Origin of the sequence: Acinetobacter sp. XH1741, assembly GCF_041021895.1 — a bacterium.
Lineage (GTDB): Bacteria > Pseudomonadota > Gammaproteobacteria > Pseudomonadales > Moraxellaceae > Acinetobacter.
On the sequence record NZ_CP157428.1, the window covers coordinates 2003839 to 2017652 of the forward strand.

Consider the following 13814-nt stretch of genomic DNA (forward strand, 5'->3'; position numbering starts at 1 on the left):
GAGGCTTATATGAAATATATTATAGGTGTCTTATGTGTGGCATATTTTCCAGCGCATTCATTTGCTGAACAACTTCTAGATCATTCGAATACAGCGGTTCCGGGTGTTCCTGAATCTATAGAGAGCAATAATAAACACGCGCAGAAAAATATGAATGGGCAGGAGCCAGATCTTAATTTTATTCAGCTATTTTTAAATATTTCTATTAATTCTAATACTTCTGAAGATTTGTTTGCCGTAAAACAATCCAAAAATGGAAAGCTATATATTCGCGCGAGCGACTTGAAAACGTTAAGACTAAAAGTGGATGAGCATATCCCTGATAGCCAGTGGGTATGTCTTAATGAGCTCAAAGGAATTCAGTTTAAGTATCTGGAAAATGAGCAGTCTTTAAACTTACAAGTTCCGTCAAACATGTTAACGGACTATTCAGTTGACTTAACTGGTCAACCGACTACTAGCTCCAGCTTGCTAAAAATGAAACCCTTAAATGCTGCAATTCTAAATTACAGTCTCTACCATACCATCACCAATGATGAGCGTGTTTTTTCAGGTTCGGCAGAAGGGGTTTTTAACAGCGCGCTTGGTAATTTTTCATCAGGCGTTTTATATAACGGCAGTAATGAAAACAGTTATAGCCATGAGAAGTGGGTTCGCTTAGAAAGTAAATGGCAATATGTAGACCCTGAAAAAGTCAGGATTTATACCCTAGGTGACTTTGTTTCCAATAGCTCTGATTGGGGCAATAGTGTACGTCTGGCAGGTTTCCAGTGGTCAAGTGCATATACCCAGCGTGGGGATATTGTGACTTCGGCACTACCACAGTTTTCAGGTTCAGCAGCACTACCTTCAACACTCGATTTATACGTTAACCAGCAAAAGATTTATTCGGGACTGGTGCCATCTGGTCCATTTGATATTAAACAGCTCCCGTTTATTTCAGGGAATGAAGTTACGCTAGTGACGACTGATGCCACAGGTCAGCAAAGTATTACCAAAAAGCCTTACTATTTCTCATCGAAGATTTTGGCAAAAGGCATAAATGAGTTTTCAGTAGATGTTGGGATTCCACGCTACAACTATGGGCTGTACTCAAACGATTATGATGATGCCACTTTTGCATCGGGTGCGATTCGATATGGTTATAGCAACTCACTTACTTTAAGTGGTGGTGCAGAGGCTTCAACAGATGGTCTTTCAAATTTGGGAACAGGTTTTGCCAAGAATGTTTTTGGTGTGGGGGTTATCAATGCCGACATTGCAGCAAGCCAGTATAAAAATGAAAACGGCTATTCGGCTCTGGTCGGTTTAGAAGGGCGTATTAGCAAGAATATTTCATTTAACACGAGTTACCGCAAAGTATTTGATAACTACTTTGACCTTGCCCGTGTGTCTCAAATTCGATATTTAAAAGATAACCAGATTACTTCTGAGCCACAGAACTATCTGAGCTACAGTGCACTGGCAGATGAGATTTTTAGGGCAGGGATTAACTATAACTTTTATCCGGGCTATGGTGTTTATGTCGGTTATAACCAGATCAAATACAGTGATAACTCCTATAAGCTACTTTCTGCCAACATAAGCGGAAGTTTAAACAAGAACTGGGGTTTTTATAGTTCAGCTTATAAAGATTATGAAAACCATAAGGACTATGGCATTTACTTTGCGCTTCGCTATACGCCATCTACCAGAGTTAATGCAATTTCTAGCGTATCTAACGATAGTGGCAGGCTGACTTACCGACAGGAATTATTTGTTTTATCAGAACCACAAATTGGTTCATTTGGATGGGGAGGCTATGTTGAGCGAGATCAGGATGCGCATAACAATAATGCATCGATCTACGGCTCTTACCGAGCGCGGGCTGCTTACTTAACTGGCCGATATAACCGAATTGGAGACAATGACCGAGTTGCAGTTTCCGCGACTGGATCATTGGTTGCGGCAGCAGGACGGATTTTTGCAGCTAATGAAATAGGTGATGGTTATGCTGTTGTTACCAATGCTGGGCCGCAAAGTCAAATTCTAAATGGTGGGGTAAATCTAGGGACCACGGACAAGTCAGGAAGGTTTCTTATTCCAAGCCTCATGCCATATAGAGAGAACCATATTTATTTAGATCCATCTTATTTACCTTTAAATTGGAATGTTAAATCTACAGATCAAAAAACAGTGGTGGGATATCGTCAAGGGACTTTAGTTGACTTTGGGGCACATCAGGTCGTTTCAGGTTTAGTGAGAGTCGTTGATAAAAACAACTCACCCTTGTTGCCGGGGTATAGCGTTCGAATTAATGGACAGCAAGATGCTGTGGTGGGCTACGATGGCGAAGTATTTATTCCAAACCTATTACAACAAAACAAACTTGAAGTAGATCTTCTTGATCATGGTTCATGCCAAGTTGACTTCACTTATAACAGTAATCAGTACTCAACTAAGAAATTGGGACCTTATGTATGTCATTAAATATTATGAATAAGGCTCAAATAGAGAGCTATAAAAAAATTTTCTTATATTTAAAATACTTTATAGGTATTTGCTTATTTTATCTCGTTTATGCATTTTTCAGTCCAACACATGCTGCTTGTACGGTAGCTGGAACAACCAATAATACGTTTATTTACACGGCAGCAAATATTAATAGTGATGCAACGGTAAATTTTTCAGGAACAATTACTTGCACAAATGGAGGACTAATACCTCAGATCTCTCCGTTTATGTGTATGAAGACAGTATTTACAGGAGCGACCAACGCGAATAATAGCGTATCGTTACCATATACAGTCACTGCAACTGTAGGTGGAGCAGGTTCCTCTACCACTAACCAAACTTCTAATGTTTGGTATGGTCCAGTGGTCACTGTCGCTTCAAATAATATTCTTAGTTACTCGGTAAATGTGAAAGTACCGGCGCGAACAGGGTCGCTCATTGCATATCCTCAAGGAACCTATACAACTACGGTTCAACTCTTTTGGGATATGGATATTCTAGCAGCGTTATGTTTAGGGGACGTCATTAGTTGGAGCTCTGGAAATGTAACGTTAACAGCGAACTTTGTGGTACCGACGCTTTGCCAATTAAACTCAACCTCAAATGTCGATTTTGGCAATATTAATGATATTGGTATTACTAAGCGTGACTACACGACTCAAGGTGCTGTAAATACGACATGTAACTCTGGAACGCCATATTCGATTTATTTGGGAGATGGTAATAACCGTATAAGCGGAGGGTTTAGGCGTATGGCCAATAGTAATAATGAGTTTATTCCCTATCAATTATACAAAGATGCTGCTTATAGTTCAGTGTGGGATGCTACAGGTGGCATAAATAGTATTAATGGAGCAGGTGGTGTATCTGGTACTGGAAATGGCAGTGCTCAAACTAATACCGTTTATGGAAAAATTCCGCAAGGTACATCCATTGCAAGTACACCAGGAAACTACTCTGATAATGTTGTGGTTACCGTGACTTATTAATTTTCAAATCTACATAAGAAGCTCTTTTATGACAGAGCTTCTTATAATTCAAACTGTATTGTCTGGAAATTGCTCAAATATAAATAATAAAAATCAAATAATTCTTAGATTTCGAAACTCAACCGTCATTAGAAATGGTTTGACTTAAAAAGGCATCCTGTATATTTATTGATTAGTTCTAAAAAAGAACTAGCATGTAAAAACAAGCAATTAAAATAAAGGTGAACCAATGTCGGATATTATTTTGCACCAGTGGGAAATTTCTCCGTTTTGTCAAAAAGTTGCAAGGGCTTTGAAATTTAAGGGCATTCCGTACAAAACAGTAAACTATAACGGTATTCTTGGAGCGAAAGTTCCTTTGCTCAGTAAAGTGGGGAAGGTTCCTGTCATTGACCATAATGGGCAACGTATACAAGACAGTACCCGTATTGCTCGTTATTTAGATGAAACTTATCCAGATACACCTAGGCTTTATCCTGAAGATCCAAATCAGAAAGCACTTGCTGAGCTATGGGAAGACTGGGCAGACGAGTCTCTTTATTTTTTTGAAGTTTATTTAAGGGTAAATGACCCAGAAGCTCTACAAGAAGCCATCCGTATTAGCAGCATTGGTCGCCCAGCTTATGAAAAGCCTATGGTGAAGGGTTTTATTTTAGCCGAATTAAAAACACAGCTCTTCTTTCAGGGTTTGGGACGAATGAAAGCTGAAAATGTGGAGGCAGAGTTTATAAAACATTTAGATCGTATTGAGCAGGTTTTATCGCAAAACGAATGGTTGGTAGGACATAATCAGAGCATTGCCGACATTGCTGTGGTTGCCCAACTCGGTGAAGTCGTTCGTACAAGCAAAAAGTTTAGTAAAGAAATTTTGAATCGTCCGTTTATTGCTTTATGGTATAAAAAACAAACAGGGTGAAACGACTATGTCATTAGTAACACCGAATAAAACACGAGATTGTGCAGTTGTTATTGGTGTCGGGGCTTTACAGGGGATTGGTGCAGCCGTATGTCATCGCTTTGCTAAAGAAGGCTTAAAAGTTTACGTGGCTGGACGGACTTTTCAGAAAATTGAAGCAGTCGCTGCCGAAATTCATGCAAAGGGTGGTGAAGCTGTCGCATTTCGTCTAAATGCCGAAGATATCCATCAAGTACAAGCTCTATTTGACACAATCACCAGTCAAAATGAACGCATAACTGCTGTCATTCATAATGTGGGTGGCAATATTCCCTCAATTTTTTTACGTAGTCCACTCTCGTTTTTTACCCAAATGTGGCAATCCACGTTTTTATCGGCTTATTTAGTGTCACAAAGCTGTCTAAAAATTTTTAAAGAACAAAATTACGGAACGCTTATTTTTACTGGGGCGAGTGCTTCTTTGCGTGGAAAACCTTTTTTTGCTGCTTTTACCATGGGTAAATCTGCTTTACGGGCTTATGCACTAAATTTAGCTCAAACTTATAAATCGCAAGGCATTCATATTGCTCATGTCATTATTGATGGAATGGTTGATGGCGATAGAGTGAATAAAGCTTTATTGGGTCTAGGTCGTTTAGCGCGTCTTACGCGTGGGACAGGCGGGCTTAACATTGAAGCAATAGCAGAAAATTATTGGATGCTATATCTGCAAAGTCCCGAGCTCTGGACACATGAGTTAGATCTGCGCCCATACCAAGAAAAATTTTGAGAGACTCATATGCTAAAAACAATATTTCAGAAGTTTCAAAAAAAGCAGGGCTGTGTTGTGCTTGCAGGTCATGATGACGAGCTACTGGGTCATGACTTTGTAATTTTAGATAAAAACAGTCAATCGCCATTACAGGTTTATCAAGTCGTACATGATTCTACAGTTAAGAATATACAAGTAAATCGTGTAAATGATGGCATAACGACTGTCCGTTTAGATCTGGTAAATCCCAAGCATTTAAAAAAACTACTGAACTATATAACAGCGCATGGTCATATCATTGAACTATGCGTATTTCAGCCAAACTTTTCATCTGCACCAAATATTGAAGCTTTATCTTTAGAAGAAGTTGAGCACAGTTGGCAGACTACAGGTTTAAGTGCGGTAAGTGTGTCGCAAGCTGTGATTAAACCTATGCTTAAGCAGAAGCGGGGGACCGTTATCTTTCTTGGTGCACCCTCTAGTAACTCAGCTCACTACGATGTATTAAGTCAAAGCATGTTTGCAAGTATTCGTGCTTTGTCGCAGTCGTTAGCCAGAGAGTTTCAACCAAAAGGGATTCATATTTCTTATTGTATGGTTGAAAAATGGGAGGGACAAAACCCACGCTTTATTTCATCTGTTAAAGATGTCTGTCAACATCTCTATCAACAGCCTAGTTCTGCATGGAGCCAAGAGCTCAGCCTATCTTGAGATTTTACTTTCGACCATTCTTAAAATAGAGTACTGCTTTGAAGGTCGTCACAACAATAATTTCGATAGGTACTCAAATGGTAAATACTAAGAATGCTCAACAAGTAGTTAAATTGGTGTCGTTAGCGACTTTCATGTGCGTTTCTTCGCTGGCACAAGCCTATCAATATGATCAAGTGGCTCATTTAATGAATGAGCGCTTGTCTTATATGAAAGATGTCGCAGGCTATAAAGCAGAGCAGCATTTACCGATTGAAGATTTAGTACAAGAAAAGAAAGTACTCGATCAATCACTTTCTGAGGCTGAATCTTTTGGACTTAGCAGTGAAACTGTAAAGCCATTTATCGTGACGCAAATGAATGTAGCTAAAGCAATTCAGTACCGATATCGTGCAGACTGGTTGTCTAGCCCTGAAACCAATTGGAAGCCTCAAGACTTAAGCGAAGTGCGTTTAAAAATTAGTTCTCTAAATACCGAGCTTTTAAAAAATATTGCCTATGAACTCAAGAAAAATCATAACAATGCACCTTATGGCTGTAGCTATATGTGGCCAGTTCAGCACCCTCAACTTAAAGAAGCCGACAAGAAAGCTTTATGTTTAACCCTGAATAAAATCAAATTAAAACAATGAAACACCTAAAGCGATTTATATAAGTAAATTATTCAATCAACATTAAATCGGCGGTGTTGGCAGATTTAAGTGGGCGTAGGGCAAAGGTTGAACGCGTGTGCCGAATCCCTTTAATCGAATACAGCTTTTTACGTAAAAAACGTTCGTAATGCTCGGCATCTTTTACGGCCACTTTCACCAAGTAGTCATAGTCACCAGTAACTAAATGTGCCTCTACAACTTCGGGTATATCTGCCAAAGCCTCACTAAAGTTTCCTAGCATCTCGTCATCGTGGCGTTCTAACGTAATTTCAATAAAGAATAACTCGTGAATGCCAATCGCTTTTGGATTTACGTTTACGGTATAGCCTTCAATAATTTTTAGACTTTCTAAACGTTTGAGTCGAGTCCAACAGGGTGAAGATGAAAGCCCAACTTCTTCGGCGAGCTGTGCAACCGTTAAGCGTCCATTTCCTCGGAGGGCAGATAATATTTTCCGATCTATGCGATCTAGTGTGTATTCTGTGCTGTTCAAAATATAAACCAAAGAAGATTCTTCTGTTAATTTTTAATATACGTGATTTTTATGCTGAGATCATTTAAAAAAACTGAAAATTCAGGAAACATTTTGAGCCTTACAGCCATACACTATTTCTATGCATCGGGCTCTACTGGATAGGAGTTGTGATGGAGCAAAGAGCACTGTTTTAGTAAGGGTGACTAAACAGTGCTCTTTGCGGATCTAATAAGAACTAATACTCTGACTAAAATTGAACAGTTACTTGATTAATCTGGCAATACTATTTCTAGACACTCACTCTCTAAAGTTTTCTTTCTTTTTATTCAATACCAATGACAGTTGTGATGTAGCCCGTTGTTAACAGTATGGCTAGACCTAATGACATTTCAACTAAAATGGCGTAACCCAACTGGTTTGCAAATTTTGGATACTCTAAACGAGGTGTGAAATACCATTTATTAAAGGCGGCTAGTAATAAAATGCAGAGAACAAAGAGCAGTTTTATAACAAATCCGTGCCCATAAGGAGTACTAACGAGCGTACTGAAATCTTTAATCAGTAACAAAGCAATGCTAACTCCACAGGCCACTAAAATTCCAACAAGAACGCCTGCAATTCTTCCAAATAAGTGCATACTTTCTTTTAGCGGTAGGCCATTTATTATTCTGCTTGTTTTCCATAAGGGATAGAGTGAACCCATCCATAAAGACATCGCGAATACATGTATGGAAAGTAAAGCTTGAGAAAATAAGGATAAATTTGTGACATGACCTAATTGAGAGAAACTTAAAATAATTGGGATGAGTAAGAGAGCGAAAATTGTTCCTTCAATTTTAAAAATTTGGTAAGTACGACTGCTTAATTTTACCAGCATAAAGATGAATAAAAGCAGAAAACTAAGTGATCGAATGATATGAGCATGCCCAATAGGGGTATTTATGAGTATGTTGATATAGTTACTATTCCACATACCAGTTAGACCCGTATTAGCAAAACTTCCTATAAGAATAAAGAAACCTAAAACACTAGAGACAAGCCCTAAACTTGTACCAATCGCGATATATTTAATAATAATGCGTTTCAGTTCCGCATAGTGACCAAGCAATAAATAACAAAAAGTACCCCCTATAACAAATGAAACACCCAGATATAAAAAGACCTTAATTAACCAAGTAGCATATATCCAAGTTTCAGAAATCATATTGCGCTCCTTCACTGTATCAACATGCTATTGAGCTAATAGCATGTTGATCTTAATTTTTATTTTTTGATTTATTTAATAGTGAAAGTATATTCGCCACTCATGTTGTGACCATCAGAACCCATTGTGCTCCAAGCTACCGTATATTTTCCTTTTTTAAGTTGAGGTACGGCGAATTTAAATGATTTTTTTAAATCATGACTTACTTGGTAATTTAAAGGGATATCTGTACGTTGAGCATTAAGCAACTTAACGTTCATTAACATCACTTCACCAGCAAAGTTGAGTGTTATATTTTTAGGCTGGTTGACTATAGAAGCATTAATACCGGGTATTGCACTTTCAAGTTTCACATGTGCAAATACATTCGACGCAGAAACGAGCATAGTTGCTCCAATTAAAACATTGCGTAGGGCAGTCATTTTGTTATAAACAAGCTTCATATTTTCATCCTCTTAAAACTCATATTTGACTAGGTCATGACCGAATTAAAATAAAGGTCGTGCTTTATTGGTCACACTCTTGGTCTGTCTATTATTCAAGATAGAAAGAAACGCGTTGATGACTTCAAAATTACATTTTTGTCATTTTAAAAAATTGATAATTTATTATGAACAAAGACTTTTTTAGCTTGGGTTATCTTGTTGAATTGGAGGTTTGAATAAATACCACAAAGTAAAAATCCACTTAATTTTTAAAGATAATTTTAAAAATAATATGTCCGTCACTATAGTTGGCTTGGATGGTGGCTCCATGTACATCAAGAATAGATTTGGTAATTGCTAAACCTAAACCTGTGCCTTCTTCGACTCGCTGTCTTGAAGCATCTGTGCGATAAAAACGATCAAATAATCGGGTGAGTTGCTCTTGTGATAGGGGGGAACTTTCATTTTCAATTGTGAGTTCAGTTCTGTCATTATTTTGTTGGCATTTAATTTTGATGACCGAGTCTGATTTACCATATTTGATTGCATTTGATAAAAGATTGCTAAACGCACGACGTAACATTGAAGGATCGCCTTCAACATAACCTTGTCCCGTTTGTTCTAGTGACATTCCCTTTTCAGCAGCAATTGCATCATAAAAATCAAATAATGCCGAGATTTCTTTAAATAGATTCACTTCCTGTAAGTTTGCAACATGCAAGCCATGTTCTGCTTTGGCAAGAAATAGCATATCGGAGACCATGCGGGCTAAACGTTCAAACTCTTCTAAGTTTGAAAACAGAATTTCTTGATAGGTGGTGATATCTCGACTACGTGATAAACAAACTTGGGTTTGAGTCATCAAGTTATTAATTGGTGTTCTAATTTCATGAGCCAGATCAGATGAAAAGTCCGAGAGTTTTCCTACAGCGGTTTCTAGTCGATCTAACATATCGTTAAATGCAATAGTCAGCGATTTTAATTCGGTTGGCGTTTTATTGATGTCTAAACGCTCAGAAAGATGTTGAGCCGAAATACCCTCTGCAACCTTTGCCATGTTTTGAACTGGGCGTAATCCTCGCCATGCAGCAAACCAGCCTAAAAGCATTAAACAAATTGTACCGATTACACCAATAGATAAGAGCTGACGTCTAAAATCATTCAAGAAATGTATGTGTTCAGATGTATCAATACCTACAAGAATTTGAGCTGATGGAATAGCGCTATTTTGATTGAAAGATTTTTTATAAACTAAGCCATGATAGATTTTATTTTGGACTTTCCACTCAAGCCACTGTCCATGTTTTGATTTGACTAGTGTTTTACTTTTAATCACGGTAGGCGATGAGCTAAAAATAATTTGTCCCGTGGGGCGCTCAATTTGTACGATTAAATCATGATGTCCTACCAAGGCATCTTTTAAATACACATTTAGTTCAGATGAGTTGTGATAATTTTGCTCAAGTAAGTTCTCTACAAGTTGGATTTTGCCTTCTAATTGAGTTCTATCTTGCATTTCAAAATGACGCATGACGAGTTGATGAATCACCAATCCCATAATCATTAAAATAAGAATTGTAGAAAAAGAAAAAAGAATCGCAATACGAAAACTGATTGCATTAAACAGTTTATTAGGCATCTTCAACCTCTAAAACATAACCCATTCCACGTATGTTTTGGATTAGCTTGGGGCTGAAATTGCTATCAATTTTATTTCTTAAGCGTTTAATTGCGACTTCAACCACATTGGTATCACTATCGAAATTCATATCCCATATTTGAGAAGCAATAAGGGCACGAGGTAAGATTTCACCGCGTCTACGCATAAATAATTCCATTAATGCGAACTCTTTCGCCGTTAGATCAATACGTTGACCGGCTCGAGTGACACGACGCTTACGTAAATCAAGCTCCAGATCAGCAATCGTAATAATATTACTGTCTTCTTTTTGCTGGCCTCGACGAAGTAGACTTTTTACGCGGGCGAGTAGCTCCGCAAAAGCAAAAGGTTTTACCAAATAGTCATCGGCACCTAATTCTAGACCTTTCACTCGGTCTTCAATTTGATCACGGGCTGAAAGAAAAAGAATCGGCATGGTTTTACCGCTTTTTCGGATGTCATTAATAATGTTCCAACCGTCTAACTTCGGTAACATCACATCTAAAATAATTAAGTCATATTCTTCTGAAAGAGCTTGGTGTCTTCCTGTGAGTCCATCAGTGACCCAGTCGGTAATATATCCAGCTTCAGATAAACCTTGTTTCAGGTAGTCACCTGTTTTTATTTCATCTTCAACCAATAAGATTCTCATTTATAAAAATCTCATATTATTCATTTAGAACATAATAACGTTATAAACACCTGATTCGGCATAGATTACAAAAATGTCATTTTCAGGTCATGTAGATGTCCATTTGAAGTGTATAGGGTATTTATATAAAGCTAATCTTTGGAGCAAAAATGAAAAATCTATTTCGCCGTAGTTTAACCACGTTTATGTGTGTTGGGACTTTAATGGCTGGAGCTCAGTCTTGGGCAGGGGATGTGAAACCAACACCAGCTACCAATGCGGAAGTAAAGACAAATTCGAAAGCGCAAGAAAAATGCTCAAAACCTTGCACTATAAAGAGCGCTGAAAAAATGCAACAAGATCATATGCAGCATGACCAAGGCAATATGGCAGATATGTCGAATATGGATCACTCTCATATGAGTGAAATGGACCATTCACAGATGATGAATATGGATCATTCTAAAATGGGTAACATGGATCATTCCAAAATGATGAATATGTCGGATAAATAAAAAGTAGAAAGAGGAGAAAAGAGCACTGTTTGAGGAGTGCTCTTTGTGGGTCTAATAAAAATTAAATATTAGAAATGCTTGATTGATAAATTGCCTGAAGAGCTGATGAAAAATCATTAAAAGAAACTACCTTCACAGATAACATAGTTTCATGTTTAAGAAATTTATCTAAACGTTTATCGAAACTGTGTGAAAAACGGATTAATTGGATAGTATTTCGCAGTGTTTCTTTAGGTCTTTTTCTGGTAATAGTAGACACAATGTAACGCTTAATTAATCTAAAGGTTCTTACATGCAATGGTAGATCCATCTTTAATATTAATGAGCAATCACGAAGTAGAGGAAGCAAGCGTTTATCGTATGCTCCTTCAACAATCCAGCGCTCCTGAACAGAAATTTGTTTGATCCCATGAAAAATAGCTTCCTCTGAATTTTTTATAAAATCAGTTCCGTTTAAATTCCAATAAATTTCATCAAATGCGTAAGCTGAGATATTTAACTCTTTTGCCAATTTCTTACTTAGCGTCGTTTTACCAGCACCGGAAGGGCCTACAATACAAATTTTCATGGTTTATAAAATTAAAGTTTGGTATCTAATTAACTCATCCAATGCGAACTTAACAGTTTCTATAGAAATAGTTTCTACATAACCGTCACCAACTTTGATAACTGAATGAGTCCCATAGAATGGATGATGTGGTATTTTAAAAAAGAAGAATACTTCATGACAATTTCTTACAGTACTATTCTGAAACTCATAAATGTTATTTTCTACTTCTAAATACTCTAAATTTATTAATTTTTTAATTAGCTCAATGTTTTCAACGATAGTGTCTACTTGTAGATAGTCTATTTCTCGTTGATTAGTATATAAGAGTAATTTTAAATCATTTATTAAAACTGAAAGATCTATAGGAGTTTCATAATTGCTAAAAGACGTACCATTGATATGAACAACTAATAAGAATAAGTCATTCTTAGGGTCATATTTTTCTATCGAAAAGAAAAATTCTTTTTTGCCTAAATCTTTCATTGATCTTTAACTCATCCTTCTATGTTTAATAAAATAGATAAAATTTTTACTAGTTCTTTTAAATCATTATATATGTTTTTAAACTCGATCAACGGAAAGCTTAAGCAAGGAGTGGAAGAAAGGCCTCCTATACCAAAGAGGTCGCAATATTATGACCATGCTAATACATGGCCAAAACTAACCAATATGATTTCATCTGTTATAACAATTTGTTCAATTTAAAGAACTAATGAAGTACTCTAAATGTTTAAACCTTTAGGAGATTAGTCTTACTTTTAAAAACTATAAAAGCACATTCTTTAACCCAAAACCAAAATTTTAATTTAATAATTAAGAAAAGTATAAAAACGAGCATGATTTATTTATTAAAACTTAATCACACACTTTTATTAAGGTGATTAAATATTCAAAAGATAACAGGATTTATCCTATTTTTTTATTATTAATAGACACTTGTAGATAATTATTATTTAATACGCCCGCAAAATTATCACTAATACTTTTAATAACTTTATCGGGGAAACAATGCGTAATATTTTAGTAACAGCTTTTACTTTATTGGTAGGAACATCAGTTTATGCTAATCAAGAATCTAAAAATCTTTTAGAGGAAACAAAATGCGAGAAAATCCTTGAACTACATGGCTTTTTAAGTCGTGCTCAACTTGATTGTAATTATCACTATTATTCAGAAGAGTTAAAGCATGCAGCTGCAAAATGTACTAAAAATGATCTAGGTGATAAATACGGTAGAGAACTCATGAAATTTGGTATGAATCATTTTGAAGAGCTTAAGAAAGACGATACCCAAGGTCAATTCTGTAGTAAGGTTTTAAAAGACTTTCCAAGTTATATTAAAAAATAAGATGGAATCTTAAACACCTTCTGCAAGTCAGCCGATAAAATGGATTTAATTATTCATTTTATCGGTGAATCAAAATATATAACTATCAGTACAATCCGAAACTAAACCTTAAGAAGCTGCCCCATATAAAAACTATCTAATTGGGGAGCTATCATAATGAAGTAAAATTTTAAGTTTTACTTATATTTTTAAATTTCCAAGAATAAAAGATAAGGTAAGGGATGAATAAAATAGTTTACTAAATTTTTTAATGCTTTATTTCTCGCCAATATCACATTGACACCCCAAATCTCTCCGATTATCCTTTGCGGGCTAGCCTACATTGCTAGCGGGTTTTAGCAGACCCTCAGCCAAAGTACACGAAAAAGTAGTAACTTTTTTGTGGAAATCCCTGCGTGCCCCCCTTTACGGTGGAACGGAAGGGGGACACCTCCGGGTGTGCTGGATTCTTTGGCTCCAGTCTGCTAACCCTCTTTCGTTTCATCACCATTATT

At 36.7% G+C, this 13814-nt stretch carries 15 protein-coding genes; 8 read left to right on the forward strand and 7 right to left on the reverse strand.

The features are described from left to right. The first annotated feature begins 9 nt into the window (after positions 1-9). The 6 genes from ABLB96_RS09515 (at position 10) to ABLB96_RS09540 (ending at position 6492) form a co-directional block, all read left to right on the forward strand. Positions 10-2469: a fimbria/pilus outer membrane usher protein gene (locus ABLB96_RS09515; protein ID WP_348898265.1), complete on the forward strand. Its 2460-nt coding sequence runs from the start codon at positions 10-12 to the stop codon at positions 2467-2469. Then, entirely contained in the window at positions 2460-3482 is a 1023-nt protein-coding gene (locus ABLB96_RS09520; RefSeq protein ID WP_348898266.1) for a spore coat U domain-containing protein, read from the forward strand. The genes ABLB96_RS09515 and ABLB96_RS09520 overlap by 10 nt, the downstream gene beginning before the upstream one ends. A gap of 229 nt (positions 3483-3711) precedes the next feature. After that, positions 3712-4398 carry a glutathione S-transferase family protein gene (locus ABLB96_RS09525; protein ID WP_348898267.1) on the forward strand — a complete coding sequence of 229 codons (687 nt, stop codon included), beginning with the start codon at positions 3712-3714 and terminating at the stop codon, positions 4396-4398. A gap of 7 nt (positions 4399-4405) precedes the next feature. Continuing rightward, the gene (locus ABLB96_RS09530) at positions 4406-5167 is read left to right on the forward strand and encodes an SDR family NAD(P)-dependent oxidoreductase (RefSeq protein ID WP_348898268.1); all 762 of its coding nucleotides are present in this window, start codon (positions 4406-4408) and stop codon (positions 5165-5167) included. Positions 5168-5176: 9 nt separating this feature from the next. Further along, positions 5177-5860, forward strand: coding sequence for an SDR family NAD(P)-dependent oxidoreductase (locus tag ABLB96_RS09535; RefSeq protein WP_348898269.1), 684 nt, complete (start codon positions 5177-5179; stop codon positions 5858-5860). A 77-nt stretch (positions 5861-5937) separates the two neighbouring features. Continuing rightward, complete coding sequence (locus ABLB96_RS09540; RefSeq protein WP_348898270.1) at positions 5938-6492, forward strand: chorismate mutase; 555 nt, start codon at positions 5938-5940, stop codon at positions 6490-6492. A 28-nt stretch (positions 6493-6520) separates the two neighbouring features. Here ABLB96_RS09540 and ABLB96_RS09545 read toward each other — a convergent pair whose 3' ends face one another. The 5 genes from ABLB96_RS09545 to ABLB96_RS09565 all read right to left on the reverse strand — a co-directional run bounded on the left by ABLB96_RS09545 (position 6521) and on the right by ABLB96_RS09565 (position 10929). Then, a complete protein-coding gene (locus ABLB96_RS09545) occupies positions 6521-7006 on the reverse strand; it encodes an Lrp/AsnC family transcriptional regulator (protein WP_309453970.1) in 486 nt (161 codons plus the stop codon). 304 nt (positions 7007-7310) lie between these two features. Then, entirely contained in the window at positions 7311-8192 is an 882-nt protein-coding gene (locus tag ABLB96_RS09550; protein WP_348898271.1) for a CopD family protein, read from the reverse strand. 71 nt (positions 8193-8263) lie between these two features. Continuing rightward, a complete protein-coding gene (locus ABLB96_RS09555; protein WP_348898272.1) occupies positions 8264-8635 on the reverse strand; it encodes a copper resistance protein CopC in 372 nt (123 codons plus the stop codon). A 244-nt stretch (positions 8636-8879) separates the two neighbouring features. Further along, positions 8880-10256, reverse strand: coding sequence for a heavy metal sensor histidine kinase (locus tag ABLB96_RS09560; RefSeq protein WP_348898273.1), 1377 nt, complete (start codon positions 10254-10256; stop codon positions 8880-8882). Then, positions 10249-10929 carry a heavy metal response regulator transcription factor gene (locus ABLB96_RS09565; RefSeq protein ID WP_348898274.1) on the reverse strand — a complete coding sequence of 227 codons (681 nt, stop codon included), beginning with the start codon at positions 10927-10929 and terminating at the stop codon, positions 10249-10251. The genes ABLB96_RS09560 and ABLB96_RS09565 overlap by 8 nt, the downstream gene beginning before the upstream one ends. A 149-nt stretch (positions 10930-11078) precedes the next feature. Here ABLB96_RS09565 and ABLB96_RS09570 point away from each other — a divergent pair, with 149 nt between their 5' ends. Further along, the gene (locus tag ABLB96_RS09570) at positions 11079-11423 is read left to right on the forward strand and encodes a hypothetical protein (protein WP_348898275.1); all 345 of its coding nucleotides are present in this window, start codon (positions 11079-11081) and stop codon (positions 11421-11423) included. Positions 11424-11484: 61 nt separating this feature from the next. Here the strand turns inward: ABLB96_RS09570 and ABLB96_RS09575 are convergent, their stop codons facing one another. Together ABLB96_RS09575 and ABLB96_RS09580 are read right to left on the reverse strand one after the other, a co-directional pair. After that, the gene (locus ABLB96_RS09575) at positions 11485-11991 is read right to left on the reverse strand and encodes an AAA family ATPase (RefSeq protein ID WP_348898276.1); all 507 of its coding nucleotides are present in this window, start codon (positions 11989-11991) and stop codon (positions 11485-11487) included. Between the two features lie 3 nt (positions 11992-11994). After that, entirely contained in the window at positions 11995-12456 is a 462-nt protein-coding gene (locus tag ABLB96_RS09580; protein WP_348898277.1) for a hypothetical protein, read from the reverse strand. A gap of 525 nt (positions 12457-12981) precedes the next feature. Here ABLB96_RS09580 and ABLB96_RS09585 point away from each other — a divergent pair. After that, positions 12982-13320, forward strand: coding sequence for a hypothetical protein (locus tag ABLB96_RS09585; RefSeq protein WP_348898278.1), 339 nt, complete (start codon positions 12982-12984; stop codon positions 13318-13320). The last annotated feature ends 494 nt before the right edge of the window (positions 13321-13814 follow it).